The organism is Campylobacter sp. CS_NA3, from assembly GCF_027797495.1.
Classification (GTDB): Bacteria; Campylobacterota; Campylobacteria; order Campylobacterales; family Campylobacteraceae; genus Campylobacter_B.
In genome coordinates, this window is record NZ_CP115609.1 from 291,130 (window position 1) to 310,735 (window position 19,606).

21 protein-coding genes, 2 tRNA genes and 1 pseudogene are annotated in these 19,606 nt (G+C 35.5%); 11 read left to right on the plus strand and 13 right to left on the minus strand.

Annotation, left to right across the window (positions count from 1 at the left end):
- Positions 1-9 precede the first annotated feature (9 nt).
- The 7 genes and pseudogenes from PF026_RS01540 to serS all read right to left on the minus strand — a co-directional run bounded on the left by PF026_RS01540 (position 10) and on the right by serS (position 6,792).
- Positions 10-1,032: an aspartate-semialdehyde dehydrogenase gene (locus PF026_RS01540; RefSeq protein WP_270860061.1), complete on the minus strand. Its 1,023-nt coding sequence runs from the start codon at positions 1,030-1,032 to the stop codon at positions 10-12.
- The gene (gyrA, locus tag PF026_RS01545) at positions 1,025-3,697 is read right to left on the minus strand and encodes a DNA gyrase subunit A (RefSeq protein WP_270863276.1); all 2,673 of its coding nucleotides are present in this window, start codon (positions 3,695-3,697) and stop codon (positions 1,025-1,027) included. Before gyrA ends, PF026_RS01540 begins: the two co-directional genes overlap by 8 nt.
- Before the next feature lie 64 nt (positions 3,698-3,761).
- Positions 3,762-4,088, minus strand: a pseudogene (locus tag PF026_RS01550) (GNAT family N-acetyltransferase); the annotation flags it as partial.
- A 10-nt stretch (positions 4,089-4,098) separates the two neighbouring features.
- Positions 4,099-4,299, minus strand: coding sequence for a hypothetical protein (locus PF026_RS01555; protein WP_270863277.1), 201 nt, complete (start codon positions 4,297-4,299; stop codon positions 4,099-4,101).
- An 11-nt stretch (positions 4,300-4,310) separates the two neighbouring features.
- Entirely contained in the window at positions 4,311-4,883 is a 573-nt protein-coding gene (locus PF026_RS01560) for a ComF family protein (RefSeq protein WP_270863278.1), read from the minus strand.
- Positions 4,884-4,924: 41 nt separating this feature from the next.
- Positions 4,925-5,476 carry a YajG family lipoprotein gene (locus tag PF026_RS01565; protein WP_270863279.1) on the minus strand — a complete coding sequence of 184 codons (552 nt, stop codon included), beginning with the start codon at positions 5,474-5,476 and terminating at the stop codon, positions 4,925-4,927.
- 62 nt (positions 5,477-5,538) lie between these two features.
- Positions 5,539-6,792 carry a serine--tRNA ligase gene (gene serS, locus PF026_RS01570; RefSeq protein ID WP_270863280.1) on the minus strand — a complete coding sequence of 418 codons (1,254 nt, stop codon included), beginning with the start codon at positions 6,790-6,792 and terminating at the stop codon, positions 5,539-5,541.
- Positions 6,793-6,951: 159 nt separating this feature from the next.
- Here serS and PF026_RS01575 point away from each other — a divergent pair, with 159 nt between their 5' ends.
- From PF026_RS01575 to PF026_RS01595, 5 genes are all read left to right on the plus strand, one after another.
- Entirely contained in the window at positions 6,952-7,707 is a 756-nt protein-coding gene (locus tag PF026_RS01575) for a DUF4198 domain-containing protein (protein ID WP_270863281.1), read from the plus strand.
- Positions 7,708-7,791: 84 nt separating this feature from the next.
- Positions 7,792-8,376 carry a cobalt transporter CbiM gene (gene cbiM, locus PF026_RS01580; protein WP_270863282.1) on the plus strand — a complete coding sequence of 195 codons (585 nt, stop codon included), beginning with the start codon at positions 7,792-7,794 and terminating at the stop codon, positions 8,374-8,376.
- Positions 8,376-8,963, plus strand: a complete 588-nt coding sequence (locus PF026_RS01585; protein ID WP_270863283.1) for a hypothetical protein — start codon at positions 8,376-8,378, stop codon at positions 8,961-8,963. Before cbiM ends, PF026_RS01585 begins: the two co-directional genes overlap by 1 nt.
- Positions 8,960-9,610, plus strand: a complete 651-nt coding sequence (locus tag PF026_RS01590; RefSeq protein ID WP_270863284.1) for an energy-coupling factor transporter transmembrane component T — start codon at positions 8,960-8,962, stop codon at positions 9,608-9,610. The genes PF026_RS01585 and PF026_RS01590 overlap by 4 nt, the downstream gene beginning before the upstream one ends.
- Positions 9,607-10,344 carry an energy-coupling factor ABC transporter ATP-binding protein gene (locus PF026_RS01595; RefSeq protein ID WP_270863285.1) on the plus strand — a complete coding sequence of 246 codons (738 nt, stop codon included), beginning with the start codon at positions 9,607-9,609 and terminating at the stop codon, positions 10,342-10,344. The genes PF026_RS01590 and PF026_RS01595 overlap by 4 nt, the downstream gene beginning before the upstream one ends.
- 24 nt (positions 10,345-10,368) lie before the next feature.
- Here the strand turns inward: PF026_RS01595 and PF026_RS01600 are convergent.
- From PF026_RS01600 to PF026_RS01610, 3 genes are all read right to left on the minus strand, one after another.
- Positions 10,369-10,445 (minus strand) — tRNA-Glu (locus tag PF026_RS01600).
- 102 nt (positions 10,446-10,547) lie between these two features.
- Positions 10,548-10,624, minus strand: a tRNA-Ile gene (locus PF026_RS01605).
- Positions 10,625-10,886: 262 nt separating this feature from the next.
- Complete coding sequence (locus PF026_RS01610; RefSeq protein WP_270863286.1) at positions 10,887-11,531, minus strand: hypothetical protein; 645 nt, start codon at positions 11,529-11,531, stop codon at positions 10,887-10,889.
- Between the two features lie 26 nt (positions 11,532-11,557).
- On the opposite strand from PF026_RS01610, the gene PF026_RS01615 reads away from it, so the two are divergent.
- A complete protein-coding gene (locus tag PF026_RS01615; RefSeq protein ID WP_270863287.1) occupies positions 11,558-11,761 on the plus strand; it encodes a hypothetical protein in 204 nt (67 codons plus the stop codon).
- A 66-nt stretch (positions 11,762-11,827) separates the two neighbouring features.
- Here the strand turns inward: PF026_RS01615 and PF026_RS01620 are convergent, their stop codons facing one another.
- Both PF026_RS01620 and putP read right to left on the minus strand, forming a co-directional pair.
- Positions 11,828-13,168 (minus strand): DUF2130 domain-containing protein, encoded by a 1,341-nt coding sequence (locus PF026_RS01620; RefSeq protein WP_270870370.1) that lies wholly within the window; start codon positions 13,166-13,168, stop codon positions 11,828-11,830.
- Positions 13,169-13,183: 15 nt separating this feature from the next.
- Positions 13,184-14,680, minus strand: a complete 1,497-nt coding sequence (gene putP, locus PF026_RS01625) for a sodium/proline symporter PutP (protein WP_270870369.1) — start codon at positions 14,678-14,680, stop codon at positions 13,184-13,186.
- A 367-nt stretch (positions 14,681-15,047) separates the two neighbouring features.
- On the opposite strand from putP, the gene PF026_RS01630 reads away from it, so the two are divergent.
- From PF026_RS01630 to PF026_RS01640, 3 genes are all read left to right on the plus strand, one after another.
- The gene (locus tag PF026_RS01630; RefSeq protein ID WP_270863290.1) at positions 15,048-15,299 is read left to right on the plus strand and encodes a type II toxin-antitoxin system prevent-host-death family antitoxin; all 252 of its coding nucleotides are present in this window, start codon (positions 15,048-15,050) and stop codon (positions 15,297-15,299) included.
- A complete protein-coding gene (locus PF026_RS01635; protein ID WP_270863291.1) occupies positions 15,289-15,624 on the plus strand; it encodes a type II toxin-antitoxin system RelE family toxin in 336 nt (111 codons plus the stop codon). The genes PF026_RS01630 and PF026_RS01635 overlap by 11 nt, the downstream gene beginning before the upstream one ends.
- A 362-nt stretch (positions 15,625-15,986) precedes the next feature.
- A complete protein-coding gene (locus tag PF026_RS01640) occupies positions 15,987-17,552 on the plus strand; it encodes an ankyrin repeat domain-containing protein (RefSeq protein ID WP_270863292.1) in 1,566 nt (521 codons plus the stop codon).
- A 299-nt stretch (positions 17,553-17,851) separates the two neighbouring features.
- On the opposite strand, the gene PF026_RS01645 is transcribed toward PF026_RS01640, so the two are convergent.
- Positions 17,852-18,004 carry a hypothetical protein gene (locus PF026_RS01645; protein ID WP_270863293.1) on the minus strand — a complete coding sequence of 51 codons (153 nt, stop codon included), beginning with the start codon at positions 18,002-18,004 and terminating at the stop codon, positions 17,852-17,854.
- 103 nt (positions 18,005-18,107) lie between these two features.
- Between PF026_RS01645 and PF026_RS01650 the strand changes: the two genes are divergently transcribed.
- Together PF026_RS01650 and PF026_RS01655 are read left to right on the plus strand one after the other, a co-directional pair.
- Positions 18,108-18,869, plus strand: coding sequence for an amino acid ABC transporter permease (locus PF026_RS01650; protein WP_270863294.1), 762 nt, complete (start codon positions 18,108-18,110; stop codon positions 18,867-18,869).
- Entirely contained in the window at positions 18,862-19,590 is a 729-nt protein-coding gene (locus PF026_RS01655; protein ID WP_270863295.1) for an amino acid ABC transporter ATP-binding protein, read from the plus strand. Before PF026_RS01650 ends, PF026_RS01655 begins: the two co-directional genes overlap by 8 nt.
- The last annotated feature ends 16 nt before the right edge of the window (positions 19,591-19,606 follow it).

Here is a 19,606-nt window from a genome sequence, read left to right on the forward strand (position 1 = left end):
GAGTGAGTTTTAGTTATTTTCTATCCATTTTAGTGCTATTCGCACGGCGTTTGTAGCAGCTCCCACGCGAATTTGATCGGCACTGCACCACAAATGCAAGATTTTATCATCAAAGTTATCCCTGCGAATTCGCCCTACAAAAGTTTCGTTTGTATCGCTTGAAATGGTTGGCATCGGGTATTTTTTATTTTCAGGGTCATCAACCAAAACAACGCTTGGCGCAGTCGAAAGTATAGAGCGAACTTTGTCTAAATCAAAATCTTTGTTAAATTTGATTGTGATTGCTTCGCTGTGGCTTCGTAAAACCGGCACCCTAACGCAAGTTGCTGAAAGCGGGATATTTTTATGCAAAATTTTGCTTGTTTCATTTACCATTTTCATCTCTTCTTTTGTGTAGCCGTTTGGTTGAAAAACATCGATATGAGGTATTACATTCATAGCGATTTGGTGCGCAAAAACCTTTGGTTCGCATTCGTCAAGTTTGAAAGCAAAAAATGCTTGAAGTTGCTCGACTAGCTCAGTCATACCTTCTTTTCCTGCACCGCTTGTGGCTTGATATGTGCTAACATCGACACGCGCTATGTCAAAAGCGTCATCAAGCGGTTTTAAAATTTGCACCATTTGGATTGTCGAGCAGTTTGGATTTGCGATGATTCCTGTTTCTTTCCAGTGTTCTATGTCGCTTGGGTTGCACTCAGGCACGACTAACGGGACATTTTCTTGCATTCTAAAATGGCTTGTGTTGTCGATGACAACAGCTCCGCTAGCAGCAGCTAACGGCGCAAAGTGTGCTGAAATACTTCCACCTGCGCTAAAAAACGCAATGTCGATTTCATTTTCGTCAAATGTGCTATCGGTTAGCTCTTTTACGACAAATTCTTTGCCTCTAAATTCGATTTTTCCACCTGCGCTTCTTGAACTAGCTAGTAAAAGCAGGTCTTTTACCGGAAAATTTACTTCATCTAAAACATTTAAAATCTCTTCGCCAACTGCACCTGTGGCACCGACAATAGCTATATTATAACTATTCATTATTTTCTCCTTGTGAATTTTCATTATTTTCATTTTGCGAATTTTCTTCGCCCAAAAGCCCTAAATTTTCGCCGTTTTCTCGGGCTTCTTCGCTATTTTCTTCTACTTTTGGACAAAGGGCAATGCTAACGACTTCATCGTCTTTGCTTTCGACTTTGACGACGATGACGCCGCTTGTGTTGCGACCAGCTTTGCGTATGCTTTGAATATCGGTTCGTATCATCTTACCTGTCGTAGTTAGCGCCATAAGGTCGCTTTCTTCATCTACCATAACTACACCGATTAGATCGCCTGTTTTTGGCGTAAGTTTCATACAAATCACGCCTTTTCCGCCACGATTTGTCAAGCGATATTCGTTCGCTTCGGTTCGTTTGCCAATACCCTTTTGGCTAACGCTTAAAATCTCGTCAATATCGTTTTTGATAAACGCAGCACCGACTACTTCATCGCCTTTTTCTTTAAATTTAATGCCCGTTACGCCACGCGTTACTCTACCCATTTGGCGAATTTTTTCAAGCTTAAATTTGACACACATACCTTTTTTGGTAACGATTAGAAGCATATTTTCGTTGATTTGCTCTTCATCTGTATTTTCTTCTACTGCTTCAATAATTTCGTTTTCAATCACGCTGTTTTCAGCGTTTTCTGCATTTTCAGCGTTTTCATCGCTTGGGATAAAGACTTCATTTTCGCCGTTTGCAACGATTAGCGCAGTTACTAATTCATCATCTTCATCAAGCTTGATCGCTTTTACGCCGATTGAGCGGATATTTTTAAATTCGCTCAAATTTGTTCGTTTTACGATACCTTTTTTAGTGAAAAATGCCAAAGATTTGCTCTCACAAAAATCGCTAGTAGGTATTATCGCTTTGATTTTTTCGCCGTCTTGAAGCGAGATGAGATTCACAACTGCTTTGCCTTTTGCCGTGCGTGAGCCTTCCGGAATTTTATAGACTTTTAGCCAGTAAAGTTGTCCTTTATCTGTGATAAACATAAGCGTGTCGTGCGTGTTGCTAGTAAAGAAATTTTCGATGAAATCATCATCGTAGGTAGTTACTGCAACCTTGCCCTTGCCACCGCGTTTTTGTTTTTCGTAAGTTTTGCTAGGAACTCGCTTGATATATCCGCGGTGCGTGATAGTTACGACCATATTTTCATTTGGAATCAAGTCTTCAATGTCAATATCATCATAATCATCGACAATCTCGGTAATGCGTGGGCATTTAAATTTATCTTTGATTTCCAAAAGTTCGTCTTTAATGATTTTTTCTATCAATTCTTCGCTTTTTAAAATCGCGTCAAGGCGTTCGATTTCAGCTAAAATCGCTCTTAACTCTTCTTCGATTTTTTCGCGTTCTAAGCCTGTAAGTTTGCTTAGTCGCATATCCAAAATAGCGTTTGCTTGAAGCTCACTTAGACCAAATTTGCTCATCAAGCCGTCTCTTGCAGCAGTCGTGTCGGCTGAATTTTTGATAAGCTCGATAACTTCGTCTATGTTATCAAGTGCGATTTTTAGACCTTCTAAAATGTGAGCCCTGGCTCTTGCTTTTTGAAGTTCAAAAATCGTTCTGCGAATAATAACCGTTTTTCGGTGATTTAAGAATAAATTTAAAAGTTCAATTAGATTAAAAACTTTTGGTTCTTTATTTTCAATAGCTAACATAATAACGCCAAAAGTCGCTTCCATAGTGGTTTGCTTAAATAAATTATTTAAAACTATGTCGCTCATAGCGTCTCGTTTTAGCTCTATAACGACGCGAATTCCATCTCTATCGCTTTCATCTCTGACTTCGCTAATGCCTTCGATTTGCTTCTCTTTTACAAGTTCGGCAATTTGCTCTATAAGACGAGCTTTGTTGGTTTGATACGGAAGCTCGTCGATTACGATGACATCTTTGTTTGGTTTTTTCTCAATGTGAGTTTTTGCTCTTAGTTTTACTCTACCTCGACCTGTTTTATAAGCGTCAATTATCCCTTTTTTACCAAAAATAAGACCGCCGGTTGGGAAATCAGGACCTTTGATATAGTGCATAATCTCTTCAAGAGTTGCGTTTTTGTTATCAAGCAAAAGCAAAAGCCCATCAACTAGCTCATCAAGGCTGTGCGGTGGTATGTTTGTCGCCATACCAACGGCGATTCCGCTTGAACCATTTAGTAGCAAATTTGGCACACGAGCCGGCAAAACATCAGGTTCATTTAGACTTTCGTCATAATTTGGCACGAAATCAACCGTTTCTTTATCTAAATCTTCAAGCAATTCTTCTGCTAGTTTTGTCATTCTAGCTTCGGTATAACGCATAGCAGCAGCACCGTCGCCGTCTATTGAGCCAAAGTTTCCTTGACCATCGACAGCAGGAATTCGCATAGAAAAGCTTTGTGCCATACGAACCAAAGCGTCATAAACGGCGATATCGCCGTGTGGGTGGTATTTACCGATGACATCGCCCACAATACGAGCCGATTTTTTATATGGTTGGCGAGAGCCGACACCTAACTCGTTCATAGCGTATAAAATTCGCCTATGAACTGGCTTTAAGCCGTCTCTTGCATCAGGAAGCGCACGACCTATAATAACGCTCATTGAATAATCTAAATAGCTTGTTTTTATTGATTCTTCTACATCAATTTCAACGATTTCTTGATTGTCAAAAATACTATCTTGCATATTATTCCTTATTGCAAATTTAAACTTTTGATTATAGCAAAATAAACTTTTGCATTAGCTAAAATTACAGAATTATTTTTTCAAATAAAAACATTTCGTGGCAAATTTCATTTCCGTTTTCATCAAATTCGGCTTTGAAATTTGGGTCTTTGTTAAATTTATTATAAAATTCAATGATTTTAAAACCACAAGAGTGCAGGTAAAAATGGATATTTCGCTTTTCAAAATATGGTGTGCAAGTTTGCCAAATTTTAATCTCAGGGTGCATTTTTTCGATTTCTTGCCATGCCTTTTTGCCAATTCCTTTTGAGTGAAAATTTGGGCTTATAAATAAAAGCTCCAACTCGCCAAATTTTGCTTGTTTATCTATTTTTAGCACCACGCCGCCGACTTTTTTGTTTTCAAAAAATTATGCGATATGCCGTGCCGCTTTTAAGCGAATTTTCAATCGTTTCGCGCGAGATAATCTCTCCGTCTTCTTCGTAATGCTCGTCCCTTAGACCAAATTCGATCGTAGCTCCGTAAAGAAAAGCTTCTTGATTATCTTTTATAAACTGCTCTTTATCGCTGTTTTCAAGCGGTTTTAAGACTACTTTTTGCATATTTTTTTCCTTTAAATTTCTGCATTTGCCAAAACTAAACCAAATAAAACTTCAATGCCGTTTTTTTCGCAAATTTCTTTGGCTTCATTTAGACTGCAACCTGTCGTAACTATGTCATCGACTAATATTACAGGGCTTTTAACAGGCTTTAAAATTTCAAAATTTCTTTTGTTTTTAAGGCGAAATTCAAGCGTCTTTCCGCTATATTTTACCGAATTTTTTGCTTTTATAACGCCGAATTTGGGTTTTATAAATTCACTTTTTAATGCGTGAGCTAAAATAGCCGTATGCGAGTATTCGCCGTTATCGGTCGTATCATCTAGCCCCAAAGCAAGGCAAATTTCACTGAATTTAAACTCATTAGCAAATTTTTTAAAACTTAAATTTGCTAATCTTTTAAAGACAAATTGTCCGTATTCGTGGTGTTTTGAGTGGATTAAGTGTTTGATCTCGCTGTATCCGTAAAAATAATAAACGCTAAATTCGCCAAATTTTCGCTCACACAAGCGAAATTCGCTTAAAATTTTGGCACAATTTTTACAAATCATGCCAAATGAAAAAGCTTCGCAATTTACGCACTTCATTTTGCGAAATTCGGCGAATTTGCCAGTTTAAATTTGCAAATTTAGAGCGAATTTATGATTTGCTCGGCACTTTTTGCGACCAAGTCATTTAGTAACTCTTTTACAAACGGCGTCAATGCTCCGCCCGTGCGAATCGGTGCAAATTCGCTTTGAGTTTGTCTAACCTGTCTAGTAATCGTTTCATTACCTTTATAAATGGTTATAAAAATTTCGCCATAACCGCTCATATTTTCTTTTGAATATCCTTCGATTTGCGCCCTTAGTTTGCCGATTTCGATATTTACTTTGCTTTCGGCACTCTCATCGATACTTACGCCACGAGCGATAAGTTCTTGTTTTACGGCATCGCTAAACCACGCAGAAAGGCTGTTTTGAAGCGTTATGTATTCCATTACATTGCCGTTGCCGTCTTTGACCGTGGCGATTGTGCTTTTGTTTTCTCTTTTATCTTGGACACTGTTGATACTTACGCTGTTTGGATTTTTTGTTTTTATGCCGTGCGCCATGTATGGATCAAGTGTCAAAACACTGCTAGTTTGCGAACAGCCTACAAAAAATAGTGCCAAAATTGTCGTTAAAATGGTTTTTTTCATAAAAATTCCTTTGTTTTAAATTTGCTAAAAGCGTGATTTTAGCTAAATTTTGTAAATTTTTATTACATATATTTTTCTAAAACTTTTGGAATTTCGATAGTGCCATCGGCTCGTTGGTAGTTTTCCATCACAGCTATCAAAGTGCGCCCCACTGCCAAAGATGAGCCATTTAGCGTATGCACTAACGCATTTTTCTTATTTTCATCTTTATAACGGATTTTCGCGCGTCTTGCTTGAAAATCACGACAATTTGAAATCGAGCTAATCTCTCTATATTTATTTTGTCCCGGAAGCCAGACTTCAAGGTCGATAGTTTTAGCCGCACTAAATCCCAAATCTCCGCTACAAAGCACCATGTGGCGGTGTGGTAAGCGTAGGCTTGTCAGTAAATCACTAGCGCAAGATACCATTTCTTCTAGCATTTTTGCGCTATCTTCTGGCTTCGTAATCGCCACAAGCTCGACCTTTTCGAACTGATGCTGACGAATCATACCCCTAGTATCGCGCCCAGCACTCCCTGCCTCTTTGCGGAAGCAGTGGCTGTAACTCGTAAGCTTTATCGGCAAATTCGCGCTTTCGATAATCTCATCGTTGAATAAATTCGTCGCCGTAACTTCGCTAGTGGGTATGAGATAGAGATTTAGCTCGTCACTATCTACTTTATAAAGATCGTCTTTGAATTTGGGTAGCTGTCCTGTGCCGTAAAGTATCTCATCACGCACCAAAAATGGCATATTTACAAGCTCAAAACCACGGCTGTTGTTAAAATCAATCATGTAGTTAATCAGCGCCATATTTAGCTTCGCACCAAGCCCACGAAGTGCGGTAAAACGGCTACCGCTAAGCTTCACGCCACGAGCGAAATCTAGCCAACCAAGGCTTTCGCCAAGCTCGAAATGCTCTTTTGGCGTAAAGTCAAATTGCCTTGGTTCTAGCACGGTTTTTACGCATACATTTTCGTTTTCATCTGCACCAAATGGGACATCATCATCGATGATATTTGGCACGACGGCTGCGATAGTATTTAGCTTTTCTTCGCACTCGCTGACTACTGCGCCGAGTTCTGCGATTTTTGCCTTGTTTGCGTCAAGTTCGGCTTTTAGGGCTTTCATGTCGCCACCTTGTCTTGCGATGACGCCCATTTCTTTGCTTTTGGCGTTTTGCACAGCTTGCAAATTTTCTAAATTTGTCTTTTTTTCTTTTAACTCATTATAAGCGTCAAGTAGGCTTTTTAGAGTGTCTGCGGAGACTTTTTTGGCGATTAGTTTTTTATTAAATTCGTCAAAATTTGTTTCGATTAGTTTTAAATTTATCATTATTTTGCCTTGTAAATTTTTTAATAAACCTTAATTCTATCATAAATTTCCTTTAAGAAAATAAAATTTTTATTTTGATAATACGCAAAAATTTTAAGTAATAATTTAAATTTTTTTAGGCATAATTTCGTGGTAATATTTTTAATTAAAGGATAATAAATGAAAAAGAAATTTATGGTTGCAAGTTTGCTTTGTGCAAGTTTTGCATTTGCCCATTTTGGCGTGATTTTACCGAGTGAAAGCGTGGTTGAAGATGAAGCAAATACTAAGCTAAATTTAAAGCTTGAATTTACTCACCCATTTGAAAAAATGCCGATGAATTTAGAGCTTCCAAATGTAGCCGAAGCGGTCATTAATGGCGAGAAAAAATCGATTTTACAAAATTTAAAAGAGCAAAAAAACGGCGAAAATGCTTTTTACACAGCCGAATTTGAAGTAAAAGAGCCGGGAATGTATCAATTTTACTTCGATCCAAAACCATATTTTGAACCGGCAGAAGAGAAATTTATTCGCCATATCACAAAAACGATTGTCGATGCCTACGGATACGGCGATGGCTGGGACGAAGCGATTGGCACAAAGGCTGAGATTATCCCTTTAACTCGCCCGTTTGGTTTATACGCAGGAAATTTATTTAGCGCAAAAGTCCTTTATAAGGGAAAACCTGCCGCAAATGTTGAGGTTGAGGTTGAATTTTATAACGATAAAAATTTAAAAGCTCCAAGCGAAGATCATATCACACAGGTTGTCAAAACTAACGAAAATGGCGAATTTAGCTTTGTTATGCCACTTAGTGGCTGGTGGGGATTTGCCGCGTTAATCGACGATGATGAGAGTATCGAAAAAGACGGCAAAAAATACCCTGTCGAGCTTGGCGCGGTGATTTGGGTTGAAACGAAAGATTATTTAAAATAACAAATTTAAAATCGGAAAATTTAGTCTAAATTTTGAATTTTTTTGCTAAATTTTCCCTTTATTTTTGATTTTTCAAGGATTTTTATGCATATTAGCGAAGGGGTTTTAAAGCCTGAGATTTTGCTTCCGTGCTGGGTGGCGAGTGCCTGCGCGGTAGCGGTGATAACATACAAACTAAAAACCGAGCAAATCCCTAAAATAGCCTGTTTAAGTGCGATATTTTTTGTAGCTTCGTTTATTCATTTTCCATTAGGTCCTACTTCGATTCATCTAGTTTTAAGCGGATTTATCGGCGCTATTCTTGGCTTTGAAGCGATTTTGGCGATTTTTGTCGGACTATTTTTACAAGCGTTATTTTTTGGATACGGCGGACTTAGCGTTTTGGGCGTAAATACCGTAGTTATCGCATTTCCTGCGGTTTTAAGCTTTTATATTTTAAAACTGGTTTGCAAATTTCAAAAGCAAATTTCATTTTTTTTAGCAGGATTTGTGCCGATTTTGCTGTCGTCATTTTTGCTTTCGCTTGTTTTAGCACTAAACGGCGATGAATTTTTCAAAGTCGCTGTGTTGGCATTTGGCGTAAATGCAGGTTTAGCGCTCATCGAAGGCGTGATTTCGCTTTTTGGGCTTAGTTTTATCTATAAAGTAAAAAAGGAAATTTTGCCGTGATGAAAATTGTAGTTTTATGCCTATTTTGCGTGTTTGCCAACGCTCACTCACTAAAAGTTTTTGCCAAAGAAGAAAACGGCGTTGTAAATTTAAAGTCGTTTTTTTACGGAAATTCGCCCTGTAAAGAGTGCGAAGTTTCGCTGATAAAAAACGGCGAAATCATACAAACGCTAAAAACAGATGAAAACGGAAAAGCGAGTTTTAAAGTCATAGCCGATGAGTTTGAAATCCAAGTAGATGGTGGTTTGGGGCATGGAAAAAGTATAAATTTTAAAGCCCAAAAAAATGAAAACGAAAAAGAAAATTCGCAAGAAAATTCGCAAAATTTAGAGAAAAAAAGTAAAACAAAGGCTGAAAATTCATCAAATTTAAATGAAAATTCTACTCAAAATGAAAATGCCGTTTCAAAGGAAAATTCTACGCAAAACTCAGTAAATTCGTTAAAAGAAAATTCATCGCCAAATTTGGCGATTTCAAATGATTTGCAAGATGATGAAGCAGGGGAGAGCGAAATTTTAAAATTTGCCCTTTCGTTTTTGATAATATTTGTCTTTTTTGGCGTTTTGTATATGGTTAAAAAACGATGAAAAACTGCGCCATAATGCTACTTTGCTTTGCTATTTATAGCTTTGGCGTTGCGCTTTCTTCGCATATTTATTTTCTATTTTTTCTGCCTGTGGCAGTTCTTTTAGGCTTAAATTTTGATAAATTTAAAGAGATTTTCACAAGGCTTTTTTATCTAAATTTTTTCATTATTATTTTGGTTTTGGGTGTGGTTTTTGAAGGAAATTTCGCGCTTGGAATTTTGATTTTTTTGCGTTCAAATTTGATAATACTTTTTGGAATTTTACTTTTTATAAATTCGCAAACAAGCGATATTTCGCAAGGTTTTTATAATCTAAAATTCGGCAAAAAAATCCCTGCGTTAATCTATTTTTGCTTAAATTTTATAAATTCGCTAAAATTGGAGTTTGCAAGGCAAAAAAAAGTTTTACAAGTGCGTGGTTTCGTTCCGCAAACAACGATATTTACATATAAAATTTATGCAAATTTAATCGCACTTTTGTTTTTATTTGCCCTAAAAAAAGCAGAAGATTTGCGAAAAACTATGATAGTTCGTGGTTTTGACGGGATTTTTTATCACACGCAAAAAGAAAAAATCGCCAAAGCCGAAATCGCATTTTTGGCGATTGTGGCTTTTTGCGTTATCTTTAAATTCGGAGTTTTGATTTGAGTTGCAACCTAAAAATAACCAATCTTTGCGCTAAAATGGGCGAAAGGGTGCTTTTTGAGAATTTAAATTTAGAGCTTTCGCATAAACAAAAAGTCGCCATTATCGGACCAAACGGCTGCGGCAAGACCACAACGCTTGAAATTTTAGGCGGTTTGCGTGAGAAAAATGGCGGCGAGATCGAGATTTTTCATCACAAAATTTCAAATTTAAGCGAATTTGCCAAATTTAGGCGAGAAATCGGCTTTTTATTTCAAAATAGTTTTGAGCAATTCATCGCCCCAAAAGTCTTTGACGATGTCGCATTTGGGCTGTTTGCGCGAAACGAAGCCCTACAAAAAGAACGAAAAAATTCTAACAGCGAGAGCGAACTTGACAAACACTTACGAGAGCATCATTTTTTGAAACGAGAAATTTTAAGCAAAGATGAAATTTATGAAAAAACGCTTGTGATGCTTGAAAATTTGGGAATTTCGCACTTAAAAGATAAAATCGTTTTTCATCTCTCTGGTGGCGAGGCAAAGCTTGTCGCACTTGCCGGAGTGCTGGTTTGTGAGCCACAAATTTTGTTGCTAGATGAGCCGACCACTGGGCTTGATGAAAAAATGCAAGAAAACTTAGCAAAGATTTTAAAAGGGCTTGACCTTAGCCAAATCATTGTTTCGCACGATAAAGAATTTATTTCTAGTGTGGCAGACAAAATTTATTTTCTTACCCCAAAGGGGCTTTGTGAGTAGAATTTGCGCTAGACTTTGCGATACTGGCGAGCCTTGCACGATTCGAACGATGCGTTTCTGCATTGAGGATACAGCGTCCTGGGCCACTAGACGAAAGGCTCATAAAGGCGAAATTATAACATTTCAAAACAAAATTTTAAATAAAATTCGTATCTGTGGATACGACCTGCAAAAATAAAAAGTTTTGATTTTAAAATTCGTGGTGGTGGGCTCACCAGGACTCGAACCTGGGACCATCCGGTTATGAGCCGGATGCTCTAACCAACTGAGCTATGAGCCCGAAAGTTAAAAAAGAAATACAATTTTACTTAAATAATCTTAAAATGCGTTAAAATTCGGGAAATTTTGATTTTTATTAAAGTGAAATAGAATAATATTTTGCAAAATTTACAAATTTAGTAACCATAGAGTAGGTTTTTTTTGGCTCACTAAATTTTTGCATTTATTAAATTATTATTTTAATCCTTTATCAACTAATTATGGTGGGCAAGGATGCCCACCCTACGATACTCGATTTCTTCTTTTGTAAATCTTGCCATTTTTTACTCCTTTGTTTGGCTTTTTAAATTTTGGTTATTCCAATAATTTTCTACATCAAATTTTTTAGTGTTTTTTCCGTTTATAAGATAAATTAAAATCAATAAAAATAGGACAATCAACATAGGCTTATATGACAAAACATAATTTCTTATTGATTGTTGCCACTTATAGTCATATTCTTTTAGGATATTTCCTTTTTCATCTATAACTTTATCTGCAAAAGGTTTATAAAAATTTACAGGTAAAATATTAGAATATATTGTAATTTTTTTGCCTATTAAATTTTTATCGGCTAATTTCAAACCTTTTTTATAAATATAATAAAATCTTATAGTTTCATTATTATCGGTTAAAATGTGTATGCCACTAGTAGTAGTTCCACGAGTACCTGTATGCTCGTTAATATTGTTTTTTACAACAATGCCAGTGGTTTTATATAATTCACTATCAATTTTAGGCTTAACATCTGTTGTGTATGACATTATCATAAATAAAATCATCAATAAAATCCCATACAACATTACACTAATTGCACTTCTAGCAGTTCCCATTTTAAAAGGTCTATAAATCAATCTTTGATAAATTTGAGAATTCTTTATTTTATCTTTTAAATTTAATGAATTGTTTTCCAAATTTTCATTTTCCAATTTTAATCCTTTAAAATAAAATTTCCTTGCAAATTCAAATTCAGGTCGTATCGGTTATCTACGATACGAAATTCTTTAAATTTGCGATTTTGCAAATTTGTTATTTAACTTTTGCTCTGCTACGCTTCGCTACGCAAGAAACCTGCCACGCACTTTGTGCGTGTCATCGCTTCGCTTGTTTTGGCGATTGCTTCGTTTTTCTTAACGAAAAATTCGCAATGACAAATTAAGCAAATCTATAAAATAAAATTTGCAAATTCTCGTAATGACAATGGAAGCAAATTTATAAAATAAAATTACAAATTCTCGCTTTCTTGGTCGTATCCTAGCAAATTTTGCTCGTTCGAATTTAGCTCGGCGAATGCCTTTTTCATCGTAGGATTTTTATGCGTTAGTTTTTTGATTGTCAAATCTTCGCTAGATTTCCTATTTGCGGTATCTAGCCACTTCATCGACTTGATTAATTTATCTTTTGTATCTTGCAAATTTTTTATGGCTTTGTCGATTTCTTCGATAGCTCCGTCGAAATTTTTTGCTGCATTGTCGCAGTTTTTGGCAAAGCTATCTCTAAATTTGATGAGTTTTTCTTCAAAATTAGTAATGTCGATATTTCTATTTTTTTCAAATTCTAGCTCTTTTTTGGCTTTAAAACTCGATAAATTCGCACTTCGTAAAATGCTAATAAGCGGTATAAAAAACTGCGGACGAATAACAAACATTTTTTCATATCTATGCGAAATATCGACGATTCCTGCGTTATAATACTCATTATCAGGTTCTAGCACACTAACCAAAACCGCAAATTCGCAGTTTTTCTTTTTTCTATCTTTATCAAGCTTATCCAAAAAATCTTCATTTTTCTTTTTATTTGCACTTAAATCGGCTTCATTTTTCATCTCAAACATAATCGAAATCACTTCCACGCCACTTTCATCAAGCTCTCGGTAGATAAAATCGCCCTTAGTGCCGTCGATTATTTCATTATCTTTTTCAAAATAAACGCTCATCGGAAGCATACTTCTTACTTTGTTAAATTCTATCAAACAATGCTGTTCTAGGCTCTCGCCAAGAAGTTTTACGCTTTGTTTGGCTTTGAAATCTTTATAAAAATCAACTTCGCTTTGCTTTAAATTTACTTCGTTTTTCAAGCTTTCGATTTTGGCATTTAATGCAGTTTTTTCTTCGCTAAACTCGGCATTTAGTTCATTTTGAATTTGCAATTTTGCATTTTGAATTTCAACGCTTTTTAAATTTAATTCGCTTGATAATCTATTTTTCAAATTTGAAATCTCTTGCCTTAAATTTGCGATTTCATCGGCGTTTTGTTGCGTTATTTTTAGCTTTTCGTTTTCGATATTTGTATTCATTTGAGTTTGCAAATTCGCATTTTGGTTTTGCGAAATTTGCAAATCGTTTTTTAAATTTGATATTTGTTCGCTAAATTCGCTATTTAGCTTTGTTTTTTGCGAATTTAGCTTTTCTTGGAAAATGGCGTTTAAATTCGCTTTTTCGATTTCTAATCTTCTTTGAAGCTCATCTTTAAACGCTCCGTCTCGCAGTTGCGAAAAAATTCGATTAGCGTTATCATTATCTAGACTAAATTTTTCGCCACAATGCGGACAGATGATATTTTCCATAATTTTTCTCCAAATTTATTCGTTATTTCGCTTTTCCATTTTGTCAAATTCGGCACTTATGACTTGCGAATTTGGCTCGTCTGCCATTTTGTTTAAAACTGCGTTGTAGCGATTTACTAGCAAAATCGCAACGGCTGAGAAAACAAATCCCGGAAGCAGTTCATAAACAAAGCTTGAAAGCCCTGATAAAATCCACACGATGACGGTTATACCGCCTACTAACATACCGATTAGTGCTGAAAGCGCGCTCATATTTTTTGAATACAAACTAAATAAAAGCACGGCTCCAAAACTCGCGCCAAACCCAGCCCAAGCGTTGCCGACGACATTTAAAATGGTATCATTTGACATAAAAGCTAAAAAACTAGCCACGATCGCCACGACAACGACAGCCAAACGGCTAGAAAGGGCTTGTGTGCTAGGGCTAACTTCTTTTTTGTAAAATGCAAAAATAAAGTCTTTTGTAACTGAACTTGCACTTACTAAAAGTTGGCTTGAAATGGTGCTCATAATGGCAGCCAAAACAGCCGAAATAATCACGCCAACGACAAACGGATGAAAGAAAATTTTACCAAGCTCTAAAAATACCTTTTCAGGGTCGCTCAACGGAATTCCTTTTTGGTTAAAATATAAATACCCTATCATACCACTTGCCACAGCGCCAACAAGACCTAAAACCATCCACGAAATGCCGATTCGTCTAGCCTGATCTAGCTCTTTTGAACTGCGAATCGCCATAAAACGCACGATGATATGTGGCTGACCAAAGTAGCCCAAGCCCCACGCCATAAGCCCTAAAATGCCTAAAAAGCTTTGGTTATAAAAAAGGTCGAAGTGGTGGTCGCTAAATTTAGACATTTCAGCCACAAACGAGCTACCTGCTGGAATATCAAGCGCTAAATACGCAGAAATCGGTATTAACACAAGAACTAAAAACATTAGCGTTCCTTGAAAAGCATCTGTTATACAAACGGCTTTAAAACCGCCAAAAAATGTGTAAAAAACAACGATACAAATGGTCGCAATCGCCCCTGTGGTAAAGCTTAGCCCAAAAAAGCTTTCAAATGTTTTGCCCCCTGCGATGATACCGCTTGAAACATAAAGTGTGAAAAAAATCATAATCAAAAGCCCTGAAATAATGCGTAGGGCTTTGGTTTTGTCTTTAAAACGATTTTCTAAAAAATCAGGTATTGTGATACTATCACTCGCAACTTCTGTATAAATTCGAAGCCGTTTTGCTAAAAATTTGTAGTTGCACCACGCACCGATACTTAGCCCAATAGCTATCCAAATGCTACAAATTCCGGTTGCATAAAGCGCACCAGGAAGCCCAAGTAGCATCCAGCCACTCATATCACTTGCTCCTGCCGAAAGTGCCGTTACAAGCGGATTTAAGCGACGATTATCAAGTAGATACTCGCTCATATTTGCGTTTTTATTGTAATAATAACGCCCCACAAAAATCAAAAACAAAAAATACATAGCAATGGCAATATATGTCCAAACACTCATAAAAATTCCTTTTGTAAATTTAAAAAATAAACTCGCTATTTTACACTAAAAGATATAAAAATTCACTTTGTGTGAAGTTTGGTTTGGGGGATAAATTTGTAAATTTGTCGTCATTGCTGATATTGTAGGGTGGGCATCCTTGCCCACCGAAAAAAAGATAAAATAATTCAATAGTAAATTTAAATAAAGATTCTTCGCTTCGCTCAGAATGACGGCATTAAAACAAATTGGTTGATTAAAGGATAAAATGGTGGGCAAGGATACCTACACTACGATGCTACAAGATTGTTCAAAAAAAGTAAAATAATCGAAATTTGACATTTTATACATTTTTTAGTATTATTTTATATACTAAAAAGGATATAAAATGAAAACAATTTTAGCAACACAAACAGCAAGTATTTCGGAGCTTAAAAAGTCGCCCACGCAAGTCATCAAAGAAGCAAAAGATGAAGCGGTGGCGATTTTAGTGCATAATAAACCAAGTGCATATTTGGTGCCTAGCTCTCTTTATGAAAAAATGCTTGATATAATTGACGATTATCAACTATCAAAAGAAGTAGATAAGGCTTTAAAGAGCAAAGAAAAACCTATCAGAGTAAGTTTAGATGAGCTATGATTTAGAGTTTTTGCCGTCTGCTTTACGAGAGTGGAGAAAGCTAGATAATTCTATTAGAATTCAGCTCAAAAATAAACTAGCAGAGCGATTAAAAAATCCAAGAGTTGAAAAAGATAGATTATCAGGCTACAAAGATGTTTATAAGATAAAATTGCGAGATTTAGGTTATAGATTAGCGTATGAAGTAAAAGATAGCGAAGTAGTTGTTTTGGTGCTTGTTGTAGGTAAGCGAGAAAAGAATCAAGTCTATGAAATTTTAAAAGCCAGAATGACACAAAATTTTAATAACAACACAACTTCTGATGAAAATAAAAATTTAGAGTAACGCAGATAAAATTTTGCTAGTATCGTATGGTGGGTATCCTTGCCCACCAAAAAATATGCAAATTTGTAAATTTAAAACGCCTTACGGCGTTGTTGGATTGCCACGACTTTGCTATCGCAAAGTCTCGCAATGACACTATTCCGTCATTCTCACAGAAACCACCCGTCGCTTCGCTCGGGTCGCTACGCTGGTTTTCGTGGTCTCACAATGACAAATTTGCGTCATTCTGAGCGAAACACAGTGAAGCGAAGAATCTCTTGTTTAATTTGCGTTGAAATATTTTACAAATCATATTCTCTATTTTAAGCCCTTGTATTGTAAAATCAGAGCTTTAAAATAAAACAAAAATCAAAAGGTAAAAAATGAAAAATTTCATCATAGGTTTTATTGTTGTTATTATCGCTGTTTTGGCTTTAAATTCTGACTTTATGGGTGGTAGAAAAATAAAAACATTTTCAGTTACTGCCGATACAAATGTTTCACAAGTAAAAGGCTTATCAAAGTATGTAACCCAAGAAGAAGTTGATGGGTTTGCGTTTCGCTACTGGGACATAGACGCCGACAAGGTAATGAATAATGAAAAAATGGAAGCCTTACGACTACTTCTAAAATCAAAAAATACACAAGAAATTTTAGCTTATATGAAAGACAATAATATTAGAGTAGATGAGCCTTTGCATTATGGAGTAACGCCTTTAATGTATAGTGCATTTTATGATGATATAGATACTGCAAAAGAGCTTTTAAATTTAGGAGCTAATCCGCATTTATATGATAAATATAATCTTTGTGCTTTATCTTATGCCATACAAAATGAAAAAGTAGAAATGGTTAAATTCTTGCTAGAAAATGGAGTTAAATTTGAAGAAGCAAAAGTAGTGCAGGGGTATTTGGTTAGAGATTGGGAGTATATTTATAACCTAGACAACAATGTTATAGAACGAATTTATAGTGAGCCTTATGTTTTTAAACATGGTTTTACGGCTTATTATCCATTTTTTAGGAGCAATGTAGAAATTAAGAAAATAGCATTGGAAAGTGGTTTTAGACCTTATGCTTATGCTACTTTTAATGTTGATTATCCGAAAATTAAAGCAGGAAATAGTTTAGAAGAAATTTTAACAAAATCCGAGCTTGATTTATCAATAGATAACAAAAAGAAAAGTGGTAATGGTATAGGTGAATTTAATTTGGAATTAGCATTAGATGAAATGAAATACCAATATAGTGCATATCGCAGTTCCATGATGGATAAACAAGAGCTAGAATTATTGCTTGATTTTAATATCTCAGGACAACCTAGTCAAAAAGTTATGCGATATTTTTATAAAGGATGTTATCATAAATATAAAAGCTATGTTGCAAACAAGGCTAACTATATAATCGATATGAAAACAGGAACTGATTTGAAAAAAGAGCAAGAAATTTTTGATAAATACAAAGATGAATATGCAAAAAAAATTAGAAAAACAGAAAGTGTAAGTCCATATTCGGAAGTTCCTATATGGATGATAATGAACGCACTAGAAAAAGACGGTTTAATCGTAAGAACACCTATGGAGATAAAGCCTGAATTGGTTAATTTTTTTGATAAATCAATAGAATTATATAGTAAGTATTGTGGCGATAAAGATTTAGATTTTGATAAATTGATTTATTTGGATGAAAAAATTATTAAAGACAAAACGCAATATCATGCAGCATTTAATTATAGTAAAAAACAACTTGATGAAAATGCAAATTTTAAAGATGTTAAGAGTTTTTTAATGTATGTATTGGATAACAAAAATCGTGAGTATATTGATACTGCTATTGTAAAAAATATCAATATTACTCATAAAGATTATGTTAATGAACTAGTTCAAAAATATACGACAACAGAAAGCGAAAAAAATATATTTTACAGATATTATCGTGAATTTATTTAGTATCGTAGGGTGGGCATCATTGCCCACCACAAATTATTAAATTTTCTTTCCGTTGTCATTTTGATATTTGCCTACAAATTTTTTTACATTTATTAAATTTTATAATTTTTAATCCTTTTATTAATAATTATGGTGGGCGAGTATGCCCACCCTACGAAATTCACAATGACAAATCAAACAAATCGTTATTTAAATTTGTAGATTGCCACGACTTTGCTATCGCAAAGTCTCGCAATGACACCTTTGCCGTCATTCTGAGCCGATAGGCGAAGAATCTTTTATTTAAATTTTGAGTTAAATTATTTTTGTGAATTTAAATTTGAGATTCTTCGCTTCGCAAAGCTTCGCTCAAAACCAGCGTAGCGACCCGAGCAAAGCGACGGGTGGTTTCTGTGAGAATGACGAAGTGGTGCAATGCGAAAAACAAATGCCGATGATTTTACGGTGGGCAAGGATGCCCACCCTACGATAGTTCGTAAAATCTTTTAACTTTTAAGCAAAATAATATCAAAAATTTAGTATTCTTTTAGTTTGATTAAATTTAAGGTTGAAAAATTGAACGAAAAGGTTTTAAAAGTTCTTGTTTTCATTGTTATCATCTGCGTTGGGCTTTATTTTACTTACCCTGAAAATTTAAATGATGCTCGTAAAATGGCTTATGTCAAGGCTTACGGGACTACTTTGACGCTGACTTTGGGCGGTGTTTTAATCGGCATTATTTTGGGTTTTATTTTGGCATTTATCAAATTTTTAGGCATAAAACCACTAAATTTCATCATCGACGAATATATCGACATAATCCGCGGAACGCCGATAGTCATACAACTTATCATCTTTGTTTTTGTTATTTTTGCGACACTACCTGAAACGGCAAAGGCGATTATTTCGCTACTTGGGCTTTCTTCAATCCCGTCAATTGATAGTATTTTTGCAGCCATTATCGCACTTGGTTTAAATAGTTCAGCTTATGTCGCAGAGATCGTGCGAAGCGGAATAAATAGCGTAGATAAGGGGCAAATGGAAGCAGCAAGAGCTATGGGGTTGGATTATAAAACTTCGATGAAGGAAATCGTTTTTCCACAAGCGATAAAAAATATCTTACCTGCTTTGGCAAACGAATTTATCGTGCTTTTTAAAGAAACTTCCATCGTAGGAATGGTCGGCATAATGGATATAACGCAGTTTTCAAAAAGTTTGCAAGCTACGATGTATTCGGCTCAGCCGATACTTTTTGCGGCAGTCATTTACTATGCTAGTGTAAAATTCTTTTCGCTTTTGGCAAAATTGCTAGAAAAAAGGCTAAATAGACATGATTGAAGTTTCAAATTTAACCAAATTTTACGGAGATTTGCAGGTTTTAAACGACATTTCGGTTAAGGTTAATAAAGGCGATATTGTCGCAATCATAGGTCCTAGTGGCGGCGGAAAAAGCACATTTTTAAGATGTTTAAATTTGCTTGAAACTCCAAGCGGCGGGACTATTAAGATTGACGGAAAAGATATTTTACAAAAGGGCGTTGATATAAATAAAATTCGCCAAAAAGTTAGCATGGTTTTTCAGCATTTTAACCTTTTTGCAAATAAAAGCGTTTTGGATAATTTAATTTTGGCACCCGTAAAAACGGGACTTTGCAGCAAAGAAGAAGCCTTAGAAAATGCAAAAGTTTTATTAAAAAAAGTTGGGTTACTTGATAAAATCGATGCTTTCCCACACAAACTTTCAGGTGGTCAAAAGCAAAGAATAGCTATTGCAAGGGCATTAGCGATGAATCCGGAAGTGATTTTATTTGACGAGCCAACTTCTGCATTAGACCCTGAGATGATAGGCGAAGTGCTTGGCATTATGAAGGAAGTGGCTAAAGTTGGCATTACAATGCTAGTTGTTACCCATGAAATGGGATTTGCAAAAAATGTTGCAAATCGAATTTTCTTTATGGACGGCGGTAAAATAACCGTCGATGATACGCCAAATTCGGTATTTAGCCAACCAAAAAATGAGAGATTAAAAGAGTTTTTAAATAAGGTTTTAAACCACTAGGTAAAGGAGAATTAAA